Genomic DNA, 25,072 nt, shown 5'->3' with positions numbered 1-25,072 from the left:
CATCTTGCATATCTTAAACGATAACCGCTTTTTCTACGACTTCGATCAATCTCCAGCGCTTGTCTTTGGAAAGCGGACGAGTTTCCATGACTCTTACAACATCACCGATTTTAGCTTCGTTGTTTTCATCATGCGCTTTGAATTTTTTCGTATATTTGATTCTCTTGTGGTAAAGATCGTGCTTTTTATAGGTTTCAACGGCGATGACGATGGTTTTATCCATTTTGTCGCTCACGACTTTGCCAACTTGAGTTTTACGATCATTACGTTCACTCATTGGAAAATCCTCCTCTCTCTTTCATTAACTAATGATCCCCAGTTCTCTTTCACGCAAAACAGTCTTTGCACGAGCAATCTCTTTGCGGACTTCTCGAATCTGGACTGGATTATCCAGTTGACCGGTAGCTAGTTGAAAACGGAGGTTAAAGAGCTGCTCCTTAAAGCCGGAAATTTTTTGTTCAATCTCAGCAGTGGTTAAGTTGCGAAATTCACTAGCTTTCATTTGCTTCACCACCTACATCTTCTCTTTTAACAAACTTCGTTTTGATTGGCAGTTTGTGAGAAGCAAGACGCATTGCTTCGCGTGCGATTTCTTCGCTGACGCCAGCCAATTCAAACATAACTTTACCAGGTTTTACAACAGCAACCCATTTTTCCACATTACCTTTACCGCTACCCATCCGGACTTCAAGCGGCTTTTGCGTAATTGGCTTGGCTGGGAAAATTTTGATCCATACTTTACCGCCCCGCTTGATGTAACGGGTCATCGCGATACGGGCAGCTTCGATTTGACGGTTGGTCACCCAAGCCGGCTCCATCGCCTGCAAACCGAATTCACCGAAATGTACTTCCGCTCCGCCTTTAGCGCGACCGCGCATTTTACCGCGATGCTCTTTACGGTGCTTTACACGTTTAGGAACTAACATGATTAGTTGCCTCCTTCCGTAACAGCCTTTTTCTTAGCCGTTGGAAGAACTTCGCCGCGATAGATCCACACTTTTACGCCGATCCGACCATAAGTGGTGTGAGCTTCCGCCGTACCGTAGTCGATATCTGCACGAAGTGTATGAAGAGGCACTGTGCCTTCGCTGTAGCCTTCTTGTCTAGCGATTTCAGCTCCGCCCAAACGACCGCTAACTGATGTTTTGATACCTTTGGCTCCGGCTCTCATCGATCTTTGGATCGCTTGCTTCATCGCACGACGGAACGATACGCGACGCTCCAATTGTTGTGCAATGCTCTCGGCAACAAGAATCGCGTCAAGCTCCGGATTTTTAATTTCAGAGATATTGATGTGAACCTTTTTACCGTTCGTCAGGTTGGCAATGTAAGTACGGATCACTTCGATCTCGGACCCACCTTTACCGATAACCATACCAGGCTTCGCTGTATGAATGGTTACATTTACACGGTTTGCCGCACGTTCGATGTCAATATGAGAAACAGCGGAATCTTTCAGCTTTTGCTTCAAGTATTCACGGATTTTAACGTCTTCCAACAGCAAATCGCCGAAATCTTTACCAGCGTACCATTTGGATTCCCAATCGCGAATAATCCCAATTCTAAGTCCTACCGGGTTTACTTTCTGACCCACACGTTATCCCTCCTTATTTTTCAGATACCACTAACGTAATGTGGCTGGTACGTTTATTGATACGGCTCGCACGTCCCATAGCACGTGGACGGAATCTTTTCATTGTCGGGCCCTGATTCACATAAGCTTGAGAAATAACCAAGCTGTTCGGGTCCAAAGAGTAGTTATGTTCAGCGTTAGCAATCGCCGAGTTCAATACTTTCTCAACGATCGGAGATGCCGCTTTCGGCGTATGACGCAGAATCGCGATAGCTTCTCCTACTTGCTTGCCGCGGATCAAGTCGATCACCAATTGCACCTTACGGGGAGCAATACGGACGAATCTTGCAATGGATTTAGCTTCTTGCATGGAAGTACCTCCTTTCAGTTAACAGCTCAATTCGTTGCAAACTTAACGCTTGCTCGTTTTCTTATCGTCACCGTGACCTTTATAAGTACGCGTTGGAGCAAATTCGCCGAGCTTATGTCCAACCATATCTTCCGTTACGTACACCGGCACGTGCTTTTTACCATCGTATACCGCAAATGTATGTCCGATAAATTGCGGGAAAATCGTAGAACGGCGCGACCAGGTTTTGATCACCTGCTTTTTGGCAGTGGTATCGCCGATCGCTTCAACTTTCTTAAGCAGATAGCCGTCCACGAAAGGACCTTTTTTCAAACTGCGACCCATGTTTCGTTCCTCCCTTCTTTAACCGTTGCAAGAAATAAATTACTTCGTACGTGGGCGTACGATATATTTATCAGAAGCTTTGCCTTTTTTACGTGTTTTATAACCAAGAGTCGGTTTGCCCCAAGGAGACATTGGAGATTTACGACCGATTGGAGCGCGGCCTTCACCACCACCGTGAGGGTGATCGTTAGGGTTCATGACGACACCGCGTACTTCAGGTCTTTGACCCAACCAGCGGGAACGTCCGGCTTTACCGATCTTAACCAGTTCATAGTCTTCGTTGCCGACGGAACCGATTGTCGCGCGGCAAACCTTCAATACTTTTCTTACTTCGCCGGAAGAAAGACGAACAGTTACGTATTTATCTTCCTTACCGAGCAATTGAGCTTCCGTACCGGCAGCGCGCACCATTTGGCCGCCTTTGCCAGGCTTCAACTCGATATTGTGAATCACCGTACCTACAGGAATGTTCTCAAGCGGCAACGCATTGCCGATTTTAATATCGGCTGTCGGACCGGATACAACCTGATCGTCCACTTTCAAGCCTTTAGGAGCGATGATATAGCGCTTTTCACCATCAACGTAATGAATCAAAGCGATGTTGGCGGAACGGTTAGGATCGTACTCGATTGTAGCAACGCGTCCTGGTATTCCATCTTTGTTCCGTTTGAAATCGATAATCCGATACTTACGCTTATGTCCACCACCATGGTGACGAACCGTAATTTTACCTTGGTTGTTACGACCGGCTTTTTTGCTCAAAGGAGCCAAGAGCGACTTCTCCGGAGCAGATGCCGTAATTTCTTCAAATGTAGAAACCGACATAGCACGTCTTGCGGGCGACGTTGGTTTGTATTTTTTGATTGGCACTAGGATTCCCTCCTTACTTCAAAAAGTTAATTACACCGTTTCGAAAAATTCTAGTTCTTTGCTGTCTGCGCTCAAGGAAACAATCGCTTTTTTCCATTCGGACGTATATCCCGAGTGACGACCGTAACGCTTAGGCTTAGCCGGCATTCTCAATGTATTAACATTGGACACCTTCACATTGAAAATTTGCTCGATGGCTTGCTTAATCTCCGTCTTGTTTGCACGGAGGTCCACTTCGAACGCATACTTCTTCTCGGCCATCATCTCACTTGTACGTTCAGTGATTACAGGGCGCTTAATAATGTCGCGAGGGTTTTTCATTACGCAAACACCTCCTCTACCTTCTGTACCGCGTCCTTCGTAATAATCAGCTTGTCGTATACCATAACATCAAGCACGTTGATTCCTTCAGCTACTACAAACTTCACGCCAGGAATATTGCGCGCGGACAATGCCACGTTTTCTTCATAACCAGCTGTAACTACCAAAGCTTTACGGTCAACTTTCAAATTATTCAAAATCGTTGCAAATTCTTTTGTTTTCGGCTGGCTCATTTGAAGCTGATCCAACACGATGATTTCATTGCCGATTACCTTGGAAGATAGGGCAGATTTAATTGCAAGACGACGAACTTTTTTAGGAAGCTTGTAACCATAGCTGCGTGGAGTCGGTCCGAAAACAACACCGCCGCCCTTCCATTGAGGAGCACGGATACTGCCTTGACGAGCACGGCCCGTACCTTTTTGTTTCCATGGCTTGCGACCACCGCCGCGTACTTCGGAACGGCCTTTTACTTTATGAGTACCAAGACGCAAAGAAGCGCGCTGCATTAACACCGCCTCGTTCAACACATGAACATGCGGCTCAATTCCGAATACGGAATCGGACAGTTCGACTTCTCCCACTTGGGAACCACTAACATTATAAACTGCTACTTTTGGCATCTGAAATCCTCCTTTCCTGCTTTACTTTACTGTCGATTTAACGCTGACGAAACTATTTTTAGGTCCAGGAATGGAACCTTTAATGAGAAGCACATTGCGTTCCACATCAACCTTAATTACTTCAAGACGCTGAATAGTTACTGTTTCATGACCCATATGACCCGGCAGTTTTTTACCTTTCGGCACGCGGTTCGCTTGGATTGAACCCATGGAACCTGGACCGCGATGGTAACGGGAACCGTGAGCCATTGGACCTGTCGATTGATTATGTCTTTTAATAACGCCTTGGAAACCTTTACCTTTGGAAGTACCTGTTACATCAACGAATTCGCCTTCTGCGAACAAGTCGGCTTTAATTTCCTGGCCAACTTCGTATTCAGCGATCTGAACACCGCGGAATTCTTTAATGTAGCGCTTAGGTGTTGCGCCCGCTTTTTTCGCATGGCCCAACTCTGGTTTGTTGGCATTCTTTTCTTTCTTTTCTTCAAAACCGATTTGAATGGCTTCGTAACCGTCGTTCTCAGCATCCTTTTTCTGCAATACCGTGCAAGGACCTGCTTGAATTACCGTTACGGGAATTACCAAACCTTCCGGAGTAAACACTTGAGTCATTCCAAGCTTTTTCCCTAAGATACCTTTAGTCATCGTTGACACCTCTTTTCCTCTCGTTCGTTCATATATTTATGCACATGTGAATTACAGTTTAATTTCGATGTCCACACCGGACGGCAGATCCAAACGCATCAAGGCGTCGACCGTTTGCGGCGTCGGATTCACAATATCGATCAAGCGCTTATGTGTGCGCATTTCGAATTGCTCACGCGAATCTTTGTATTTGTGAACCGCACGAAGAATTGTAATCACTTGTTTCTCCGTAGGCAGCGGGATCGGACCCGATACGCCTGCGCCGGAACGTTTAGCCGTTTCTACAATTTTCTCAGCGGATTGATCCAAGATTCTGTGATCAAAAGCCTTCAAACGAATACGAATTTTTTGCTTTGCCATAGTATTCCCTCCTTCTATCGCCCAATTTTTTATCGGACATACTCCGTGAAAATCTCCTGACGCCGCCCCTATGGCAAAGGGGCCGGGTGTGTCAGCAACCTCTCACATCATCGCAACGTCACAGACCAACGTTCACTATTATATTAAAAATGAAAGCAAAAAGCAAGAAAATTTTCATACATTCGCCTAAAAAAAATAAATCCCCTCATTTCATAGAAATGAAGGGATTTATCGTCAACAGCAATTACTTGCTGATTGTAGCAACCGCGCCCGCACCGACAGTACGTCCGCCTTCGCGAATCGCGAAGCGAGTACCTTCTTCGATAGCGATTGGGGAAATCAGTTCAACCGTAACGGTGATGTTATCACCAGGCATAACCATTTCAGTACCTTCTGGAAGCGTAATGATACCAGTTACGTCAGTTGTACGGAAGTAGAACTGAGGACGGTAGCCAGTGAAGAAAGGCTTATGACGTCCACCCTCTTCTTTAGTAAGAACGTAGATTTGAGCCGAGAAGTTTGTATGAGGCTTAACCGAACCCGGCTTAGCCAATACTTGTCCGCGCTCGATATCTTTACGGTCTACACCGCGAAGCAATGCGCCGATGTTGTCGCCCGCTTGTGCGGAATCCAGCAATTTGCGGAACATTTCAACGCCGGTTACGATCGATTTGCGAGTTTCTTCAGTAAGACCAACGATTTCGATCTCGTCTTGTACTTTAACCGTACCGCGCTCTACACGACCGGTAGCAACAGTACCGCGGCCAGTGATGGAGAATACGTCCTCGACAGGCATCAAGAAAGGCTTGTCAGTGTCGCGTTCCGGAGTCGGGATGTAAGTATCGACTTGCTCGAACAGCTCGATGATTTTATCAGCCCATGCGCCATCAGGGTTTTGCAAAGCTTCACGAGCAGCACCGCGAATAATCGGCGTGTCGTCGCCTGGGAATTCGTATTCGTTAAGAAGGTCGCGAACTTCCATCTCAACCAATTCCAGAAGCTCTTCGTCTTCAACCATGTCGCATTTGTTCAAGAATACGACGATGTAAGGTACGCCTACTTGGCGGGACAACAGGATGTGCTCGCGAGTTTGCGGCATTGGGCCGTCAGCTGCGGATACAACCAGGATCGCTCCGTCCATTTGCGCGGCGCCTGTGATCATGTTTTTAACATAGTCGGCGTGGCCTGGGCAGTCTACGTGTGCGTAGTGACGGTTAGGTGTTTCGTACTCAACGTGAGCTGTGGAGATTGTGATACCGCGCTCGCGCTCTTCTGGAGCTTTGTCGATTTGATCGAATGCAACCGCTGCTCCGCCGTATCTTTTGGACAATACAGTAGTAATAGCAGCTGTCAAAGTTGTTTTACCGTGGTCAACGTGACCGATGGTACCGATGTTAACATGCGGCTTATTGCGCTCAAATTTCGCTTTTGCCATGATTAGATTGCCTCCTTAAAATAGACATTTATTATTATTAGGCGCCTTTGTGCTTTGCAATGATTTCTTCTGCAATGGACTTCGGCACTTCTTCATAGTGAGAAATTTCCATCGAGTAAACGCCGCGGCCTTGTGTGCGCGAACGCAATGTAGTAGAGTATCCGAACATTTCGGAAAGAGGTACCTTTGCACGGATGATTTGCGCACCGAAGCGAGCATCCATACCTTCGATCCGTCCACGGCGGGAGTTCAGGTCGCCCATAACGTCGCCCATATACTCTTCAGGAACGGTTACTTCTACTTTCATGATTGGCTCAAGCAGTACAGGAGAACATTTGTCTACTGCAGCTTTCAAAGCCATAGAACCTGCAATTTTAAATGCCATCTCGTTGGAGTCAACATCATGGTAAGAACCGTCAAGAACGGTTGCTTTGATATCAACCATCGGGAAGCCGGCAATAACGCCGTTCTTCATGGATTCCTCAATACCGGCCTGAATAGGCGCAATGTATTCTCTTGGAATCGCACCGCCGACGACTTTGCTCTCGAACTGGAAGCCGGTTCCAGGCTCAAGCGGCGAAAACTCAACCCAACAATGTCCGTATTGACCGCGGCCGCCGGACTGGCGAACGAACTTACCTTCGACCTTCGCAGTTGCGCGGAAAGTTTCACGGTAAGCAACCTGCGGTTTACCCACATTGGTTTCCACTTTAAATTCACGAAGCATACGGTCAACAAGAATTTCCAGGTGAAGCTCACCCATACCTGCGATGATTGTTTGACCTGTTTCCTCATCTGTATGCGCACGGAAAGTCGGATCTTCTTCAGCCAGCTTCGACAGTGCAATACCCATTTTGTCTTGGTCGGCTTTCGTTTTAGGCTCAACAGCAAGTTGAATTACCGGCTCAGGGAAGTTCATCGATTCCAAAATAACCGGATTTTTCTCGTCGCACAAGGTATCGCCTGTAGTTGTATCTTTCAGACCAACAGCTGCCGCGATGTCACCGGCATACACGATGCTGATTTCTTGACGGCTGTTTGCATGCATCTGCAGAATACGTCCAACTCTTTCACGCTTGCCTTTCGTTGCGTTGACTACGTAGGAACCGGAATTCAATACGCCGGAGTATACGCGGAAGAACGTCAATTTACCAACAAAAGGATCTGTCATGATTTTGAACGCAAGTGCGGAGAATGGCTGGTCATCAGCCGATTTACGGGTAACTTCCGTTCCGTCTTCCAGCGTACCTTTAATGTCCGGCACATCTATTGGAGAAGGAAGGTAATCGACAACTGCATTCAGCACTAGCTGAATACCTTTGTTTCTATAGGAAGATCCGCAAACGACCGGAAAGATTTTAACTTGGCAAGTTGCCGTACGCAAAGCTTTTTTGATTTCTTCGACGGTCAATTCTTCACCCTCGAGATATTTCATAGTCAGCTCTTCGTCCAGTTCGGCCACTTTCTCAACAAGTTCAAGTCTTAATTCTTCAACTTTAGCTTTATATTCCTCAGGAATATCTGTTTCTTCAATATCTTTACCCAGATCATCCTTGTAAATATAAGCTTTTTGTTCGATCAGGTCGATAATACCTTTAAAATCACTCTCGGCACCGATAGGCAATTGGATCGCTACTGCGTTAGCGCCTAGCTTTTCGCGCATTTGCTCGATAACTGCCAAGTAGTCGGCACCGATGATGTCCATCTTATTCACATACGCGATACGTGGAACGCTGTACCGGTCAGCTTGTCTCCAAACTGTCTCGGATTGCGGTTCAACGCCTTCTTTAGCGCTGAACACACCTACTGCTCCATCCAGTACGCGAAGGGAACGCTCTACTTCAACCGTGAAGTCTACGTGTCCAGGAGTATCAATGATATTGATGCGGTTGCCCTTCCAATGAGTTGTGGTAGCAGCGGAAGTGATGGTAATTCCGCGCTCCTGCTCTTGTTCCATCCAGTCCATCGTTGCTGCACCTTCGTGCACTTCTCCGATTTTGTGAGTGATACCTGTGTAGAACAAGATCCGCTCCGTAGTTGTAGTTTTACCTGCATCAATATGAGCCATAATCCCGATATTACGCGTATCGTTCAAGGAGTACTCTCTAGCCATGAGGATGTCTCCTTCCAATTCATCAGGAATAAAATTCTACCAGCGGTAATGCGCGAACGCTTTGTTGGCTTCCGCCATTTTGTGCGTATCTTCACGCTTCTTAACGGAAGCGCCTGTGTTGTTGCTGGCATCAATGATTTCTTGAGCCAATCTTTCTTCCATTGTTTTCTCACCGCGAAGGCGGGAGTAGTTGACCAACCAGCGAAGACCCAAAGTCGTACGACGATCTGGTCTCACTTCGATTGGCACCTGGTAGTTGGCACCGCCGACACGGCGAGCTTTAACTTCAAGAACTGGCATAATGTTTTTGATGGCTGCTTCAAACACTTCCATCGGCTCTTTACCCGTACGATCTTGAATCATGTTAAAAGCGTTGTATAGGATGGTCTGAGCGACCCCTCTTTTGCCGTCAAGCATAATGCGGTTGATTAAACGTGTCACCAGCTTGCTATTATAAATAGGATCTGGCAATACGTCTCTGCGAGTAACTGGACCTTTACGAGGCATAGTTATCCCCCTTTCTCAAAAAGTTCATTCGTTTATTGCAAAGATTACGATTTTGCCGCTTTCGGACGTTTCGTACCGTATTTCGAGCGAGCTTGCTTACGGTTGTTGACACCGGATGTATCCAATGCACCGCGAACAATGTGATAACGTACCCCTGGAAGGTCTTTTACCCGTCCACCACGGATCAATACGACGCTGTGCTCTTGCAGGTTATGTCCGATCCCCGGGATGTATGCAGTTACCTCGACACGGTTAGTCAAACGAACACGCGCATATTTACGAAGTGCGGAGTTCGGTTTCTTCGGAGTCATTGTACCTACACGAGTACATACACCGCGCTTTTGAGGTGCGCTAATGTCAGTCGCTTCTCTTTTCAGAGCGTTGAAACCTCTTTGAAGAGCCGGCGATTTCGACTTGTCTACTTTTGCTTGACGTCCTTTACGAACGAGCTGGTTAATTGTTGGCATGTGGCCACCTCCTTCCAAAATTTGAAATGTCATTTTTCAAGCCCACAGATCCAGGCGAATCGTAAATGAACAAAGGAAAAGTTTTTACCGGCAACATCGATGGTTTTCGGCAAAAACGGATTGTGCATCATTCATTCACTTACAGCCGCAACCGCGGCTCCAACTTCAATACCACACGCTTTACCTAACAACTTCATGGAATCCACGTATGTTACTTTAACCCCCATTTTTTTGCAAAGGTTAACTATTTTTATCGTTATTCGCGGATCTGCATCTTTCGCAACAAAAACTTCCGAGGCTCTGCCCGATTCGATCATTTTTGAAGCTTGCTTCGTGCCAGTGCTTACGTTCGCAGCCTGTTTGACTTTTTCATATGACATGTGAATCATCCTCCAAAGGACAGGAGACCGTTCATAAATTGGCACACTACGATATATTAGCACTAGGAAAGTGCCATTGTCAAGGATAATCCCCCAAAAGTGACGCGAAGCTCCGAAGCAAATTCCGATTACTTTTGGGGGAGCCCCCATCCACAGAAATAGGCAGCGCATCATTTCCGAAACAACAAGAAAAACGCGCGCCTTCATAAACAATTCATATCCAGCTATTTATGAAGGCACTGCGCGTCTTGTACAAGTTATCGTTACTCTACCGGAACAGGCTCCATATCCAAGGAATCTTCTACGATCTCCTCTTCGTTTGGATTCGTGATCCGGATGTTGCGGTAGCGCGCCATTCCCGTTCCTGCAGGAATCAGCTTGCCGATGATGACATTTTCTTTCAAGCCGAGCAGCTGATCGACCTTGCCTTTGATCGCCGCATCCGTCAGCACTCTTGTCGTCTCCTGGAACGACGCCGCTGACAAGAACGAATCCGTTTCAAGCGAAGCTTTCGTAATACCCAACAGCACCGGCTTGGCAACGGCAGGCTCTTGATCGGCAAACAAAGCGACTTTGTTCGCTTCTTCATATTCATGGATGTCAACGAACGCGCCAGGCAAGAGCGTCGTATTTCCGGAATCAACGATACGGATTTTGCGAAGCATCTGGCGAACCATAACCTCGATATGCTTATCGTTAATTTCTACCCCTTGGTTCCGGTATACGCGCTGAACTTCTTGAAGAATATAGTTTTGAACGCCGCGAATCCCTTTGATTCTGAGCATTTCCTTCGGATCGATCGAACCTTCCGTCAGCTCGTCGCCGGCTTCTACCTGCTGGTTGACCGTAACGCGAACACGCGAGCCGTAAGGAACGGCGTACACTTTAGATTCCGCCTCGCCCAACACTTCGATTTCACGACGATCCTTGGCTTCGCGAATATCTTTGACGATACCGTCCAGCTCGGAAATGATCGCTTGACCTTTCGGATTGCGCGCTTCAAACAGCTCCTGAATACGCGGCAAACCTTGCGTAATGTCATCGCCCGCGACACCGCCGGTATGGAACGTACGCATCGTCAGCTGCGTTCCCGGTTCACCGATCGATTGCGCCGCGATAATCCCTACCGCTTCGCCGATTTCGACATGCTGACCGGTTGCCAGATTGCGGCCGTAGCATTTTTTGCATACGCCGTGTCTCGAACGGCAGCTGAGCACGGAACGAATTTGCAGCTTTTCAATGCCGGCTTGAATGATCTTGTCGGCAATGCCCGCTTCGATCAATTCATTGCGGCCGATAATGATCTCGCCCGTCTCCGGATGACGAATCGTCTCGAACGCATAGCGTCCTTCGATACGGTCGTACAAGTCCTCGATAACCTCTTTACCGTCCTGAATCTTGCTGACGGTAAATCCTTTATCGGTACCGCAATCTTCATCGCGGACAATAACGTCCTGCGCCACGTCTACAAGACGACGGGTCAAATAACCGGAGTCCGCGGTACGAAGCGCCGTATCCGCCAAACCTTTCCGCGCTCCGTGCGTGGAAATAAAGTACTCCAACACGGTAAGACCTTCGCGGAAGTTCGATTTGATCGGCAACTCGATAATTTTACCGGACGGATTGGCCATCAGACCGCGCATACCGCCCAGCTGGGTAATCTGCGATTTGTTACCGCGCGCCTTCGATTCGACCATCATGTTGATCGAGTTGTACTTGTCGAGCGACTTCATCAAAATATCCGTCAGCTCATCCTTCGCTTTACTCCAGATCGCGATGACCCGGTCATAACGCTCATCATCGGTGATGAGACCGCGGCGGTACTGATTGGTGACGACGGCTACTTTTTCATCCGACTCTTTAAGAATCGCTTCCTTCTCGCTAGGAACCGTTACGTCCGCGACAGCGATCGTAATACCCGCTTTCGTCGAGTAAGTGAAGCCAAGCTCTTTAATGCGGTCCAAAATAACCGACGTCAGCGTCGTATGGTATTTGCGGAAGCACTCGGCGATAATCGAGCCCAGGTACTCCTTGCCTACCGCCTTGCTTTCAGGAAGCTCCTGCATCTTCTTGCGGATGTCGCCGCCCTTGTCAAACACAAAGTATTCGTCGGAAGCGCCGTTCAACAGGTTCGCTTTTGTCGGCTCGTTGATAAACGGGAAATCCGCCGGGTAAATTTCATTAAAGATTACTTTCCCGATGGTCGTGATCAGCATGGCTTCCTGCTGCTCCGGCGTAAAGCTCGTTTTATTCAAAGCTTTGGCCGGGATGGCAATACGGGCATGCAGCGATCCAGCTCCGCGCTGGTACAAGGAGACCGCTTCGTGGACGCTGCGGACAATCGTCAGAGCGCCTTTGGCCTCTTTATTCTCCGTCGTCAAATAGAAGCTGCCCAAAACCATATCCTGCGACGGCGTGACAACAGGCTTGCCGTCTTTCGGGTTCAATATGTTGCCGGATGCCAGCATCAGCACGCGTGCTTCCGCTTGAGCTTCCGAAGACAATGGCACGTGCACCGCCATTTGGTCGCCGTCAAAGTCGGCATTGTACGCTGTACATACCAACGGATGCAGCTTGATTGCGCGGCCTTCAACCAGGATCGGCTCGAATGCCTGAATACCCAATCTATGCAATGTGGGGGCGCGGTTCAACAGAACCGGATGCTCCTTGATCACTTCTTCCAGTACGTCCCACACTTCAGGGCTGACGCGTTCCACCTTGCGTTTCGCACTCTTGATGTTATGCGCCAATCCTTTGTTGACCAGCTCTTTCATAACGAAAGGCTTGAACAGCTCAAGCGCCATTTCTTTCGGCAGACCGCATTGGTACATTTTCAAGCTCGGTCCTACAACGATAACGGAACGGCCCGAATAGTCAACGCGCTTGCCGAGCAGGTTTTGCCGGAAGCGTCCCTGCTTGCCTTTCAGCATATGGCTGAGCGATTTCAACGGACGGTTGCCCGGACCCGTTACGGGACGGCCGCGGCGGCCGTTGTCGATCAACGCATCAACCGCTTCCTGCAGCATCCGTTTCTCGTTTTGCACGATAATGTCCGGCGCACCGAGATCCAGCAGCCGTTTCAGGCGGTTGTTCCGGTTGATCACGCGGCGGTACAAGTCGTTCAGGTCGGACGTCGCAAAACGTCCCCCATCCAACTGTACCATCGGACGAAGCTCCGGCGGGATGACGGGAAGCACATCCAGCACCATCCACTCCGGCATATTTTTCGAATTGCGGAATGCTTCCATGACTTCCAACCGTTTGATCGCGCGGTTACGGCGCTGTCCTTGAGCGGTTTTCAGTTCTTCCTTGAGCATATCCACTTCTTTGTCGATTTCGATATCCTGAAGCAGCTTTTTCACCGCTTCGGCACCCATGCCGGCCTGGAAAGCATAGCCGTATTTTTCTCGGTAGCTGCGGTATTCCTTCTCGGACAACAGCTGCTTCTTCTCCAACGGCGTATCGCCAGGATCGGTTACAACATAAGAAGCGAAATAAATGATCTCTTCCAACGAGCGAGGGGACATATCCAACGCCAATCCCATACGGCTCGGAATTCCTTTGAAATACCAGATGTGGGAAACCGGGGCAGCCAGCTCGATGTGCCCCATCCGCTCGCGGCGCACTTTCTGACGCGTCACTTCTACGCCGCAGCGGTCACAGACGACGCCTTTATAACGGACGCGCTTATATTTACCGCAATGGCACTCCCAGTCCTTAGTTGGACCAAAAATCTTTTCACAGAACAGACCTTCCTTTTCAGGCTTTAAGGTTCTGTAGTTGATTGTTTCCGGTTTTTTTACTTCCCCGCGGGACCACGATCGGATCTTTTCCGGAGAAGCCAATCCAATTTTCATAAATTCGAAGTTGTTAACGTCCATCAAGGAGCAACCCTCCTTAAGAAGAATGTACTATATGCTAAGCAAGCCCTGCGTTATTCTACACCTAACTCCGCGCCTTCAAGATTGAGATTCAGCTTATCGCTCGTAACCTCATCTTCATCGTCCATTTCCTTCATTTCGATTTCCTGCTCGTCTCCGGACAATATCTTCACGTCCATACCCAAGCTTTGCAGCTCCTTGATCAAAACCTTGAAGGATTCCGGAACGCCCGGCTCTGGAACATTCTCCCCTTTGACGATGGACTCGTACGTTTTCACGCGGCCTACCACGTCATCGGATTTCACAGTCAATATTTCCTGCAGCGTATAAGCGGCCCCATAGGCCTCCAACGCCCAAACCTCCATCTCCCCGAAGCGCTGTCCGCCGAATTGAGCTTTACCGCCCAACGGCTGCTGCGTAACGAGAGAGTACGGGCCTGTGGAACGCGCATGAATTTTATCGTCAACCATGTGCGCCAGCTTGATCATATACATGACGCCGACCGTCACTTCGCGTTCGAACGGCTCGCCCGTCCGTCCGTCATACAGGATCGTTTTACCGTTGCGCTGCATGCCGGCCTCTTCCATCGTATCGAACACATCATACTCGTGCGCGCCGTCAAATACCGGCGTCGCCGTATGAATGCCCAGATACTTGGCCGCCATGCCCAAGTGGACCTCGAGCACCTGACCGATGTTCATCCGCGAAGGAACGCCCAACGGGTTCAGTACAACCTGTACCGGCGTGCCGTCCGGCATGAACGGCATGTCCTCTTCAGGCAGAATACGCGCGATAACCCCTTTATTTCCGTGGCGCCCGGCCATTTTATCCCCTTCGGAAATTTTCCGCTTTTGCGCAATGTAGACGCGCACCAGCTGGTTCACGCCCGGAGGAAGCTCGTCGCCGTTTTCCCGCGTAAATACTTTGACGTCAACGACGATACCGTCCGTACCGTGCGGCACGCGCAGCGACGTATCGCGGACTTCGCGTGCTTTTTCACCAAAGATGGCATGCAGCAAGCGCTCTTCCGCCGTAAGCTCCGTGACGCCTTTAGGCGTTACTTTGCCGACGAGAATATCGCCTGCGCCAATTTCTGCGCCGACACGGATAATACCGCGTTCGTCCAGATTTTTGAGCGCATCTTCACCGACGTTCGGAATATCGCGGGTAATTTCCTCAGGTCCGAGCTTCGTATCCCTGGCTTCGGACTCGTATTCCTCGATGTGAATCGACGTGTACACATCTTCTTTAACCAGCTTCTCGCTTAACAGGATCGCATCCTCGTAGTTGTAGCCTTCCCATGTCATGAAAGCGACGACGACGTTGCGTCCGAGCGCCAATTCACCCATTTCCGTGGAAGGACCGTCAGCCAAAATATCGCCGGCGCGAACCTGCTCGCCCTTATGGCAAATCGGACGCTGGTTGATGCACGTACCCTGGTTGGAACGCATGAATTTGTGCAGCTTATGCTTGATCAAGTCGCCGTTAACCAATTTGCCGTCGACAACCGCCTGACGGCGAACCCAGATTTCATTGGCCGACACGCGCTCGACCACTCCATCGACCTTGGACACGATACATACGCCCGAATCTTTAGCCGATTTGTGCTCCATTCCGGTACCGACAAGCGGCGCTTTCGGAATAAGCAGCGGAACCGCTTGGCGCTGCATGTTCGATCCCATCAATGCGCGGTTGGAGTCATCGTTTTCCAAAAACGGAATCAGCGCGGTCGCAACCGATACAACCTGTTTCGGCGAAACGTCCATATAATCGACGCGCTCTTTAGGAAGAATCAAGTTATCGTCTTTATAACGAACGATAGCCGCGTCTTCCGCCAGTCGCCCGTCTTCCGTCAGCCTGGCGTTCGCTTGAGCGACAACATAGTTATCCTCTTCATCTGCCGTCAAATAAGCAATTTGCTCGGTAACGATCCCCGTCTTCGGATCCACCCAACGGTACGGCGCTTCAATGAACCCGTACTCATTGATTCGCGCAAACGTGGACAAGGAGTTGATCAAGCCGATGTTCGGTCCCTCCGGCGTCTCGATCGGACACATCCGCCCATAGTGGGAGTGATGCACGTCGCGGACTTCAAAGCCCGCGCGCTCTCTCGTCAAACCGCCGGGTCCGAGTGCGGACAAACGGCGCTTATGCGTCAGCTCCGCTAACGGGTTCGTCTGGTCCATAAATTGCGACAGCTGGGAGCTTCCGAAAAACTCCTTAATCGATGCGATAACCGGTCTAATATTAATTAACGCTTGCGGCGTAATCACATTGGCATCCTGAATCGACATCCGTTCGCGAACAACGCGCTCCATACGGGACAAGCCGATCCGGAACTGATTTTGCAAAAGCTCACCGACGGAACGCAATCTTCTGTTCCCGAGATGGTCAATATCGTCCGTGCTGCCGATTCCGTGCAAAAGATTAATAAAATAGTTAATCGAAGCAATAATATCAGCAGGGGTAATATTTTTCACCGTTTTGTCGATCTTGCCGTTTGCAATGACCTTCACGATCTTGCCGTCTTCGATAGGCGAATATACGCTAATGCATTGGAGCGGAATATGATCCATCTCGTTCATGCCGTTAGGAGCGGTATATTCTTTAAACCCGACATTTTTCTCGAGGTACGGAAGAACTTCGTCCAACAGGCGACGGTCGAGCAGTTGTCCGGCTTCGGCAATAATTTCACCTGTCTCCGTATCAACCAAAGTCTCGGCCAGCCGCTGATTGAACAAACGGTTTTTGATATGCAGCTTCTTGTTGATTTTGTAACGTCCTACGTTCGCCAAATCGTAGCGCTTCGGATCGAAGAAGCGGGCAACAAGCAAGCTTCTTGCGTTATCCAACGTAGGCGGTTCGCCCGGACGCAGCCGTTCGTAAATCTCAATCAAAGCTTTGTCCGTCGAATCCGTATTGTCCTTATCGAGCGTATTGCGGATATACTCGTCGTCGCCCAACAAGTCCAAAATGTCGGCGTCCGTGCCGAAGCCCAACGATCTGAGCAAAACGGTCACAGGAATTTTACGGGTACGGTCGATCCGCACATAAATAATATCTTTTGCATCCGTCTCCAGCTCGAGCCATGCGCCGCGGTTGGGAATGACGGTTGCGGTATACGTTTTTTTACCGTTTTTATCCACTTTCGTGCTAAAATAGACGCTGGGAGAACGAACCAACTGGCTGACGATAACCCGTTCAGCACCATTGATAATAAAAGTTCCTGTTTCCGTCATTAACGGGAAGTCTCCCATAAATACTTCCTGTTCCTTGACCTCACCAGTCTCTTTGTTGATCAAGCGCACTTTCACACGAAGCGGAGCTGCGTAAGTTACATCGCGTTCCTTGGACTCATCCACCGAATACTTGGGCTCGCCCAAGCTGTAATCGATGAATTCCAACACCAAATTCCCCGTAAAATCTTGAATAGGGGAAATATCCTGAAACATTTCACGCAATCCTTCTTCCAAAAACCACTCGTACGATTTTTGTTGGATTTCAATCAGGTTTGGAACTTCCAACACCTCATGAATCCGAGCGTATGACCTGCGTTTGCGTCGACCTAATTGAACAAGATGACCCGCCAACTTTGATTCACCCCTCATGTCTACTCAATAGAACAAAATAAAAGCCTCTCCTTGAAGCCTTCTCGAGTAAATACCGCCCAAGTGACACTTCTTCTAGAAGCTTTTCCTGACATCAACTTTCGTACTGCCACTATTTTCCTCATACCTAGTAGGCTTTACTTAAAATTTAAACATTATACGTCTAATGTCCAATTTTTATTCACCAGGCGAGAAAAAACTTCTTGACATTTTAGTGAACTAAAGACATATATCCCAGTTTAATACTGACATTTTATTATAATATCACATATGAAATGTCAAGTCAACATTTTTTGTCACCACATACAATCATTTCACAGCTTTAACAATTCGGTAGCCTTTATCCTTGGTAACCTCGGTCACCTTCGCAAACAAACTTTCCAATTTGGCAAAAGCGGATGGCGCCCCTTGTTTTTTCTGGATAACGATCCACAAAGCTCCGCCCTGCCTCAGCACCTCATAGGATTGCTCGAATATTCGATGCACCGTTTCCTTGCCCGCGCGGATCGGCGGATTCGTCACTACCACATCAAACTGCCGGTCCATTACCTTTCCCAGCATATCGCTCTGCAAAATGTCCACATTCGCAATATGATTGCGCTGCGCATTTTGCCGGGCCAGCTCCACCGCTCTTTCATTAATATCGACCATCGTCACATGTCCGCGAGCCGCCAGCCCCGCTGCAGCAAATCCAATCGGACCGTAGCCGCAGCCGACATCCAGCACCTCGGCCGACTCATCGATTTCAAGCGCTTCAATCAGCGCCTTTGACCCGTAATCGACCCCCTTTTTCGAAAATACTCCCGCATCCGTTATAAATGTATACTTGCGGCCGCGCAATGTCTCCTCGATTGTCTGAATCTGATGCGCCGCAGTCGGCTTTTGCGAATAATAATGTTCCATATTCCACCCTCCCAAACCCTCCCTACAGGGAGGGCTCCAAAGGGCTTTGCCCTCTGGACACCCTTTTGTTATGACTGCTGCATAGTGCGACTGGATCGCTTTCGTCCCTGCGGGACACGCTATACGGTTTTTTATGACCCTCCCAAACCCTCCCTACAGGGAGGGCTCCAAAGGGCTTTGCCCTCTGGACACCCTTTGTGCTGGGACTGCTGCAGAGTGCGGTTGGATCGCTTTCGTCCCTGCGGGACACGCTTAACGGTTGTGCTTATTTTGTGTAGACTTTCTCCTGGCGTTTCTTTTTTGCATTCGTCCTTAAGAACTTCACAAAACGTTTCGCCACTAACGGAAACCAGCGACGTTATTTGCGGTCAAACGCTTCATTTTTCAGGCTAACGGACTCAGCAGCTTTTATTTTGTCGTAAACGGAAGTATTCGGAGGCCGGTCAACCTAATAAAGGCGCTCAGGTCCGTTACAATCCGCAAAGGGCGAAATTAGGTCAAATAACGACTGCTCAGTCCGTTAGCGCAGCGGTCTACAATCTTGAGCGAGCTAACCACCTGTAGGCCACGCCCCATCCATCAACTGCTGTTCCATTCTTCTCTATGACGTTAGCGGCAGGCACACTTCTGGCGTTTATTCGCGCGAAATCGGTCAAGGCGGTTGAAAAAGCCCCTTGAAGGTAAACTCCAAGGGGCTTCATGAACAGCATGAAAAGCGGATTCTTATTTCACTTCTACTGCTGCGCCAGCTTCTTCAAGCTTAGCTTTAACAGCGTCAGCTTCTTCTTTGCCCACTTTTTCTTTGATTGGTTTCGGCGCGCCGTCAACCAGATCTTTTGCTTCTTTCAAGCCAAGGCCCGTGATTTCGCGAACAACTTTGATAACGTTGATTTTGGAAGCGCCAGCGCTCGTCAAAATAACGTCGAATTCAGTTTGCTCAGCTACTTCAGCAGCTCCGCCGCCAGCTACAACAGCTACAGGAGCTGCAGCCGTTACGCCGAATTCTTCTTCGATTGCTTTAACAAGATCGTTCAATTCCAAAACAGTCATACCTTTAATTGCTTCCAAGATTTGCTCTTTACTCATGGTATAGTTACCTCCGATTAATTGTTTTTTAATGAAACGGCCATCCAAAGGTGATTAAGCCTCTTGTGCGCCGCCTTCTTGTTTCTCAGCCACTGCTTTAACCGCAAGAGCGAAGTTGCGAACAGGCGCTTGAAGCACGCTGAGCAACATGGATAGCAAGCCTTCTCTGGAAGGAAGGTCGGCCAATGCCTTGATTTGGTCAAAACCTACTACACTACCTTCAACTACGCCTGCTTTTACGCTCAAATGCTCGTTCTTCTTAGCAAAATCAGTCATGATTTTTGCCGGAGTTACGATATCATCTTTACTGAATGCAATAGCGGTTGGGCCTGTCAAATACTCATCCAGTGCGCTCAACTCGGCATTCGCAGTAGCACGTCTTGCCAAAGTATTCTTCAATACCTGGAATTCAACGCCTGCTTCACGCAGTTGTTTACGAAGCTCAGTTACTTGAGCCACGTTCAAGCCGCGGTAATCCGCAACAATCGTACATGAGCTTTCTTTCAGCTTGTCAGCTACTTCACTCACTTGCCGAGATTTAATCTCGATGGTTTTTGCGTTTGCCATTTTTGCACCTCCTAAGTGCTTCCTGTAAGGAAGCATTCTTCGTAAGCATAAGCTTAGCTTTCGTAAGAAAGCTGTCTTCGTAATCATAATCTGTGCTTCCTGTTAAGGAAGCATTTTTCGTAAGCGTCCATGATTCCGTACTTTTCTTATCCCGTAAACAACTCGTCAGCGTCCGCAGCACGAATTCAGCTGCAGCGTCTTGCGAAAGCATCCGCCAAAAGCGAAAATGCCTTCGCAGACACTGCGAAGGCATGATGAACGATGTAATCTTTGATTCAAAGCAAAGATACCGATCTTATATCATAACACCTCGGCAGGAAATTAAGCCCGATTCATCAGGCACCTGCTGTCTACGGTAAGTCATATTCGATTGTTAACTTAGATAGGTTAGCATGCGTGACGATAAAAGTCAACTGCCAGGCTCAATCCTTATCTAAAGGTTTGTACGTTTACGCGCGCGCTAGGACCCATCGTCGAGGAAACCGCAATGTTTTTCAGGTATACACCTTTAGCAGCCGCAGGCTTCGCTCTGTTCAACGCATCCACCAAAGCTTTGAAGTTTTCAGCCAACTTCTCAGCGTCGAAGGACACTTTGCCGATTGGAGCGTGGATTTGTCCGGCTTTATCCAAGCGGTATTCGATTTTACCGGCCTTAATCTCTTGAACCGCTTTAGCTACATCGAATGTAACCGTACCGGCTTTAGGATTCGGCATCAAACCTTTACCACCCAAAATACGACCCAGCTTACCCACTTCACTCATCATGTCGGGAGTCGCTACGCAAACATCAAATTCGAACCAGCCCTGCTGGATCTTATTGATCATGTCCTGATCGCCTACGAAATCGGCGCCTGCCGCTTCCGCTTCTTTGGCTTTGTCGCCTTTAGCAAATACAAGGACACGTTTGGTTTTACCTGTACCGTGCGGCAGTACAACGACGCCACGAACGGCTTGGTCTTGTTTTCTAGGGTCTACGCCCAGACGAACTGCTACTTCAACGGTTTCGTCAAATTTGGCAGTTGCCGCTTTTTTAACAAGCTCGATCGCTTCAGCCGGCTCATAAGTAGCTTCAGCATCGATCAGCTTGGAAGCTTCCAAATACTTCTTGCCGTGTTTAGGCATTTGATTTTCCTCCTCGTGTGGTATTAGCGGAAATTCCTCCCACTTATGTGCAACCGCTACTTAGGTTAAACCAAGTCGGTTGTCACGATGTGCAACTGTTGCATCACGCGAACGATGTCAGTTGTCACAGTATGCAACTGCTACTTAAGCGAAGCCAAGTCAGTTGTCACGATGTGCAGCACGATTGCCGCACATTGTTGAATCCAATTAGTCAACGATCGCTACGCCCATGCTGCGAGCAGTACCTTCGATCATACGCATTGCAGCCTCAACGGAAGCAGCGTTCAGATCGGGCATTTTTTGCTCGGCGATTTCGCGAACGGTTTTGCGGTTGACAGTCGCAACTTTCTTTTTGTTCGGCTCACCGGAACCTTTCTCGATCTTAGCAGCAACGCGGAGCAATACGGCAGCCGGCGGAGTTTTGGTGATGAACGTGAAAGAACGGTCTTCGAATACTGTGATTTCAACAGGAATAATCAAACCTGCTTGGTCGGCAGTACGAGCGTTAAACTCTTTACAAAAAGCCATGATGTTAACCCCTGCTTGACCAAGAGCCGGACCGATTGGCGGAGCCGGATTCGCTTTAGCGGCAGGAACCTGCAGTTTAACAACCTTGATAACCTTTTTTGCCATTGTGTGACACCCCCTTACATGTAGTATGACGGATTAGCAACTTTAAAGTTTTTCCACTTGGTGGTAGTCCAGCTCTAACGGGGTTTCCCGTCCGAACATGTTCACAAGCACCTTCAGCTTCGCTTTATCGAGCAAAATTTCTTCAACCGATCCGACAAAGTTCGCAAAAGGTCCCACCATAACACGTACGGTATCTTTGAGTTCGAAGTCGATCTTCGGCTTTGGTTCTTCCATGCCCATATGCTTAAGAATAGCTTCCACTTCGTCAGGAAGCAGCGCGGTCGGCTTCGATCCAGACCCTGTCGAACCGACAAAGCCCGTCACACCCGGCGTATTGCGGACAACATACCAGGAATCGTCGGTTTGAATCATTTCGACCAACACATACCCCGGATACACTTTGCGCATAACCGTTTTTTTCTTGCCGTCCTTATTCACAAGCTCTTCTTCCATCGGAACCAAAACGCGAAAGATTTTGTCCGTCATATTCATAGACTCGACGCGTTTCTCCAAGTTTGCCTTTACCTTGTTCTCATACCCGGAATAGGTATGCACGACGTACCATCTTTTTTCCATTTCCATGATTAGCCACCTAACTCCCGCTTATTTGAAAATAAGACGAAGCAGCTCAGAAATCCCCAAATCAAGTACGTAGAAGTAAATGGTTACAAAGGCAACCGTAAACAGAACGACTAGCGTATAGCTGATCAGCTCCTTACGACTTGGCCACTTCACTTTTTTTAATTCGGACCAGCTGTCCGTAAAAAAGGAAAATGTGTTCTTCATTCTAGCTAAAAAGGACACAACTACACCTCCAAAGACTACCTAGTTTCGCGATGAGCGGTATGTTCATTGCAAAACTTGCAAAACTTCTTCAACTCCATGCGGTCTGGATTGTTGCGCTTATTTTTATTGGACGTATAGTTTCTTTGCTTGCAGTTCGTGCACGCTAACGTAATAATAACCCGCATGATGTACACCTCCTACGGACCAGCCTCGTATTTTGAAAACCTTAAACGATCAGCAAAAAAACGCCTCTTTTTAGGGCTACCTGAATACTTTAGCATAGCGCCATTTTCATGTCAAGGAAATCCTATTAACACAACCGCTCATCGGCTTGATCTTACTTTTGCTAGTATTAACGCCAAATGGGAAGGATAAACTAAACGGACAAAAAATAAACACCCCCCGCTTCCGCGAAAGGCGCCGTTCATGCATCCCTTATTTCCAAATAACGTTCAAGCTTTCGTTTCACCCGCTGCAGGGCGTTATCTATCGACTTCACATGCCGGTCCAAATCGACCGCAATCTCCTGATAGGAACGGCCGTCCAAATACAGCATCAGCACGCGGCGTTCCAAATCGCTTAAAATTTCACCCATTTTATCTTCTAAACCGCTGAACTCCTCTTGATTAATAATGAGCTCTTCCGGGTCCGTTACGCGCGAACCGCAGATCACGTCAAGCAGGGTGCGGTCGGAATCTTCATCGTAAATTGGCTTGTCCAGCGAAACATACGAGTTCAGCGGGATATGCTTCTGCCGCGTCGCCGTCTTAATGGCCGTAATGATCTGACGCGTAATGCATAATTCCGCAAAGGCTTTAAAGGACGCAAGCTTGTCTCCCCGAAAATCGCGAATCGATTTATATAAACCTATCATACCTTCCTGAACGATATCCTCGCGGTCGGCGCCTATCAAAAAATAAGAGCGAGCTTTGGCGCGTACGAAGTTTTTGTACTTGTTGATCAAATACTCCAGCGCATCGCTATCGCCGTCACGGACCGCCTCGACAATATCTTCATCTGCCTTGAGGTCATATTCATGCATTCTCAATTCTTTGAGGTCGACACTCACAAATAATCCCTCCGGCCCTGGCAAGACTGCGAAACCTATACCTTTATAACCACGTAAAGATAGGATTAGTATACATTATGTAATCTAACATCGTCAACCAAATTCCCATTAGCAAAAGCTTCAAAGCATTGTCGTTACTGGCCTCTGCGCCACTTTTCCAACAGATCCTTCATCTCTGCGCTCAAGTTGCTGTCAAATGTGTTCCGCTTCGCCGGCACGTCGTCGCGAATTTTTTGGCGAATTTCCCGCCGCGACTGTCTGATCTTGACCAGCAGCTCGCTTGCCGGAATCCGGAACGCCCCTTTGCCGAAGATGACATGCTGCTCGGTCATATCCGAGGTTGCCACGTAAATTTGCTTGCGCCGTCCGATATGCTGCGTAACGAGACGCTCAATCAGCTCGTCGGCGGTTTCCTTTTCCTTGGTGTAGTAAATGCGCAGCTTGCTTTGCACATATTTGCCGCCCAGACCGGGGACGTAATACGCATCGAAAACGAGCAGCACCTTCATGCCGGAAAAAGACTGGTACTCCGCCAGCACCTCGATGAGCCGGTCCCGTGCCTCCGCAAGGTTGATCTCCTTCAGCTTCTGCAGCTCCGGCCAGGCGCCGATAATATTATAGCCGTCTACGATTAGAATTTCCTGAATCATACCGGGTAAACCATCTATTTCGCAGACAAGCGCTGACGAACCGCTTCATACATCAGCACCGATGCCGCGACCGATGCGTTCAAGGAGTTGACGTGGCCGAACATGGGCAGCTTCAGCAGAAAATCGCATTTTTCCTTGATCAGTCTGCCCATCCCCTTCTGCTCATTGCCGATCACCAGCGCCAGCGGCATATTCAAATTCGTCTGATACACCTGCTGCTGAGCCGCTACATCGGCCCCCGCCACCCACACGCCGCGTTCCTTCAGCTGCTCGATCGTTTGCGCCAAATTCGTAACCCGGGCAACCGCCACATATTCCACCGCTCCGGCCGATGTTTTGGATACTGTAGCGGTCAAGCCGACGGATCGGCGCTTCGGGATAATAACTCCGTGAACGCCCGTACAGTCCGCCGTCCGAAGAATGGAGCCCAAATTATGCGGATCTTCGATCTCGTCCAAAATGAGGATAAACGGCTCCTCGTCCCGGCTCGCGGCCAGCGCCAAAATATCCTCAACCTCTACATAGGCATATGCCGCGACTTGGGCAACTACGCCCTGATGCTGAATATTGTCGACCATTTGATCGAGCTTGCGTTTATCGGCAAACTGCACGATGACGCCGTTTTGTTTCGCTTCGGCCACGATCGGCTGGGTCAATTGCTTCTGCGCGTTTTCCGCGATCCATATTTTATTAATCGTCCGTCCGGACCGGAGAGCTTCCAGCACCGAATGCTTCCCGGCAATAAATTCTTCCTCCATCAACGTCACTCCATTCATAGC

Annotated in this window: 29 protein-coding genes and 1 other annotated feature; all 29 genes read right to left on the bottom strand. The window is 48.7% G+C overall.

All coding sequences use genetic code 11. The features are described 5' to 3' along the window. Nucleotides 1–13: 13 nt before the first annotated feature. Nucleotides 14–277: a 30S ribosomal protein S17 gene (gene rpsQ / locus E1757_RS32535; RefSeq protein ID WP_133236132.1), complete on the bottom strand. Its 264-nt coding sequence runs from the start codon at nucleotides 275–277 to the stop codon at nucleotides 14–16. Between the two features lie 24 nt (nucleotides 278–301). Continuing rightward, nucleotides 302–502: a 50S ribosomal protein L29 gene (rpmC, locus tag E1757_RS32530; protein ID WP_133236130.1), complete on the bottom strand. Its 201-nt coding sequence runs from the start codon at nucleotides 500–502 to the stop codon at nucleotides 302–304. Next, nucleotides 492–926: a 50S ribosomal protein L16 gene (gene rplP / locus E1757_RS32525; protein WP_133236128.1), complete on the bottom strand. Its 435-nt coding sequence runs from the start codon at nucleotides 924–926 to the stop codon at nucleotides 492–494. Before rplP ends, rpmC begins: the two co-directional genes overlap by 11 nt. A gap of 2 nt (nucleotides 927–928) precedes the next feature. Beyond that, nucleotides 929–1,594 (bottom strand): 30S ribosomal protein S3, encoded by a 666-nt coding sequence (rpsC, locus tag E1757_RS32520; RefSeq protein ID WP_133236126.1) that lies wholly within the window; start codon nucleotides 1,592–1,594, stop codon nucleotides 929–931. 13 nt (nucleotides 1,595–1,607) lie between these two features. Then, nucleotides 1,608–1,943: a 50S ribosomal protein L22 gene (gene rplV, locus E1757_RS32515; protein ID WP_133236124.1), complete on the bottom strand. Its 336-nt coding sequence runs from the start codon at nucleotides 1,941–1,943 to the stop codon at nucleotides 1,608–1,610. A 42-nt stretch (nucleotides 1,944–1,985) separates the two neighbouring features. Next, nucleotides 1,986–2,267, bottom strand: coding sequence for a 30S ribosomal protein S19 (gene rpsS / locus E1757_RS32510; protein ID WP_133236122.1), 282 nt, complete (start codon nucleotides 2,265–2,267; stop codon nucleotides 1,986–1,988). Between the two features lie 39 nt (nucleotides 2,268–2,306). Continuing rightward, on the bottom strand, nucleotides 2,307–3,137 hold the full coding sequence (gene rplB, locus E1757_RS32505; protein ID WP_133236120.1) for a 50S ribosomal protein L2: 831 nt from the start codon (nucleotides 3,135–3,137) through the stop codon (nucleotides 2,307–2,309). Nucleotides 3,138–3,167: 30 nt separating this feature from the next. Then, nucleotides 3,168–3,458, bottom strand: coding sequence for a 50S ribosomal protein L23 (gene rplW, locus E1757_RS32500; RefSeq protein ID WP_133236118.1), 291 nt, complete (start codon nucleotides 3,456–3,458; stop codon nucleotides 3,168–3,170). Continuing rightward, nucleotides 3,458–4,081, bottom strand: a complete 624-nt coding sequence (gene rplD, locus E1757_RS32495) for a 50S ribosomal protein L4 (protein ID WP_133236116.1) — start codon at nucleotides 4,079–4,081, stop codon at nucleotides 3,458–3,460. The genes rplW and rplD overlap by 1 nt, the downstream gene beginning before the upstream one ends. Before the next feature lie 21 nt (nucleotides 4,082–4,102). Then, complete coding sequence (rplC, locus tag E1757_RS32490) at nucleotides 4,103–4,726, bottom strand: 50S ribosomal protein L3 (RefSeq protein WP_133236114.1); 624 nt, start codon at nucleotides 4,724–4,726, stop codon at nucleotides 4,103–4,105. Nucleotides 4,727–4,777: 51 nt separating this feature from the next. Beyond that, nucleotides 4,778–5,086: a 30S ribosomal protein S10 gene (gene rpsJ, locus E1757_RS32485; RefSeq protein WP_133236112.1), complete on the bottom strand. Its 309-nt coding sequence runs from the start codon at nucleotides 5,084–5,086 to the stop codon at nucleotides 4,778–4,780. Between the two features lie 244 nt (nucleotides 5,087–5,330). Beyond that, complete coding sequence (gene tuf, locus E1757_RS32480) at nucleotides 5,331–6,521, bottom strand: elongation factor Tu (RefSeq protein WP_133236110.1); 1,191 nt, start codon at nucleotides 6,519–6,521, stop codon at nucleotides 5,331–5,333. Between the two features lie 37 nt (nucleotides 6,522–6,558). Beyond that, on the bottom strand, nucleotides 6,559–8,634 hold the full coding sequence (gene fusA / locus E1757_RS32475) for an elongation factor G (RefSeq protein WP_133236108.1): 2,076 nt from the start codon (nucleotides 8,632–8,634) through the stop codon (nucleotides 6,559–6,561). A 36-nt stretch (nucleotides 8,635–8,670) separates the two neighbouring features. Further along, nucleotides 8,671–9,141: a 30S ribosomal protein S7 gene (rpsG, locus tag E1757_RS32470; RefSeq protein WP_133236106.1), complete on the bottom strand. Its 471-nt coding sequence runs from the start codon at nucleotides 9,139–9,141 to the stop codon at nucleotides 8,671–8,673. A 44-nt stretch (nucleotides 9,142–9,185) separates the two neighbouring features. Further along, on the bottom strand, nucleotides 9,186–9,608 hold the full coding sequence (gene rpsL / locus E1757_RS32465) for a 30S ribosomal protein S12 (RefSeq protein ID WP_133236104.1): 423 nt from the start codon (nucleotides 9,606–9,608) through the stop codon (nucleotides 9,186–9,188). Nucleotides 9,609–9,739: 131 nt separating this feature from the next. Continuing rightward, nucleotides 9,740–9,988, bottom strand: coding sequence for a ribosomal L7Ae/L30e/S12e/Gadd45 family protein (locus E1757_RS32460; RefSeq protein ID WP_133236102.1), 249 nt, complete (start codon nucleotides 9,986–9,988; stop codon nucleotides 9,740–9,742). Between the two features lie 263 nt (nucleotides 9,989–10,251). Next, nucleotides 10,252–13,872 (bottom strand): DNA-directed RNA polymerase subunit beta', encoded by a 3,621-nt coding sequence (gene rpoC / locus E1757_RS32455; protein ID WP_133236100.1) that lies wholly within the window; start codon nucleotides 13,870–13,872, stop codon nucleotides 10,252–10,254. Nucleotides 13,873–13,922: 50 nt separating this feature from the next. After that, nucleotides 13,923–17,459 (bottom strand): DNA-directed RNA polymerase subunit beta, encoded by a 3,537-nt coding sequence (gene rpoB, locus E1757_RS32450; RefSeq protein ID WP_133236098.1) that lies wholly within the window; start codon nucleotides 17,457–17,459, stop codon nucleotides 13,923–13,925. A 327-nt stretch (nucleotides 17,460–17,786) separates the two neighbouring features. Beyond that, entirely contained in the window at nucleotides 17,787–18,380 is a 594-nt protein-coding gene (locus E1757_RS32445) for a class I SAM-dependent methyltransferase (protein ID WP_133236096.1), read from the bottom strand. Nucleotides 18,381–19,103: 723 nt separating this feature from the next. Then, nucleotides 19,104–19,466 (bottom strand): 50S ribosomal protein L7/L12, encoded by a 363-nt coding sequence (gene rplL / locus E1757_RS32440; RefSeq protein WP_133236094.1) that lies wholly within the window; start codon nucleotides 19,464–19,466, stop codon nucleotides 19,104–19,106. Nucleotides 19,467–19,520: 54 nt separating this feature from the next. Then, nucleotides 19,521–20,033 carry a 50S ribosomal protein L10 gene (gene rplJ / locus E1757_RS32435; RefSeq protein WP_133236092.1) on the bottom strand — a complete coding sequence of 171 codons (513 nt, stop codon included), beginning with the start codon at nucleotides 20,031–20,033 and terminating at the stop codon, nucleotides 19,521–19,523. A 213-nt stretch (nucleotides 20,034–20,246) separates the two neighbouring features. Continuing rightward, nucleotides 20,247–20,407 (bottom strand) — a sequence feature (ribosomal protein L10 leader region). A gap of 55 nt (nucleotides 20,408–20,462) precedes the next feature. Next, nucleotides 20,463–21,155: a 50S ribosomal protein L1 gene (gene rplA, locus E1757_RS32430; RefSeq protein ID WP_133236090.1), complete on the bottom strand. Its 693-nt coding sequence runs from the start codon at nucleotides 21,153–21,155 to the stop codon at nucleotides 20,463–20,465. Nucleotides 21,156–21,362: 207 nt separating this feature from the next. Further along, nucleotides 21,363–21,788 carry a 50S ribosomal protein L11 gene (gene rplK, locus E1757_RS32425; RefSeq protein ID WP_133236088.1) on the bottom strand — a complete coding sequence of 142 codons (426 nt, stop codon included), beginning with the start codon at nucleotides 21,786–21,788 and terminating at the stop codon, nucleotides 21,363–21,365. Nucleotides 21,789–21,830: 42 nt separating this feature from the next. Then, entirely contained in the window at nucleotides 21,831–22,364 is a 534-nt protein-coding gene (gene nusG, locus E1757_RS32420; RefSeq protein ID WP_133236190.1) for a transcription termination/antitermination protein NusG, read from the bottom strand. Between the two features lie 27 nt (nucleotides 22,365–22,391). Beyond that, nucleotides 22,392–22,592: a preprotein translocase subunit SecE gene (secE, locus tag E1757_RS32415; RefSeq protein ID WP_133236086.1), complete on the bottom strand. Its 201-nt coding sequence runs from the start codon at nucleotides 22,590–22,592 to the stop codon at nucleotides 22,392–22,394. A gap of 17 nt (nucleotides 22,593–22,609) precedes the next feature. Beyond that, nucleotides 22,610–22,759: a 50S ribosomal protein L33 gene (gene rpmG / locus E1757_RS32410; RefSeq protein ID WP_028552031.1), complete on the bottom strand. Its 150-nt coding sequence runs from the start codon at nucleotides 22,757–22,759 to the stop codon at nucleotides 22,610–22,612. 239 nt (nucleotides 22,760–22,998) lie between these two features. Next, nucleotides 22,999–23,643, bottom strand: coding sequence for an RNA polymerase sporulation sigma factor SigH (gene sigH, locus E1757_RS32405; protein WP_133236084.1), 645 nt, complete (start codon nucleotides 23,641–23,643; stop codon nucleotides 22,999–23,001). 134 nt (nucleotides 23,644–23,777) lie between these two features. Next, nucleotides 23,778–24,293 (bottom strand): NYN domain-containing protein, encoded by a 516-nt coding sequence (locus E1757_RS32400; protein WP_133236082.1) that lies wholly within the window; start codon nucleotides 24,291–24,293, stop codon nucleotides 23,778–23,780. A gap of 14 nt (nucleotides 24,294–24,307) precedes the next feature. Further along, complete coding sequence (rlmB, locus tag E1757_RS32395) at nucleotides 24,308–25,069, bottom strand: 23S rRNA (guanosine(2251)-2'-O)-methyltransferase RlmB (RefSeq protein ID WP_165972382.1); 762 nt, start codon at nucleotides 25,067–25,069, stop codon at nucleotides 24,308–24,310. Between the last annotated feature and the right edge of the window lie 3 nt (nucleotides 25,070–25,072).

Origin of the sequence: Paenibacillus piri, from assembly GCF_004354045.1 — a bacterium.
Classification (GTDB): domain Bacteria; phylum Bacillota; class Bacilli; order Paenibacillales; family NBRC-103111; genus Paenibacillus_S; species Paenibacillus_S piri.
This window is presented reverse-complemented; position numbering and strand designations above follow the sequence as displayed.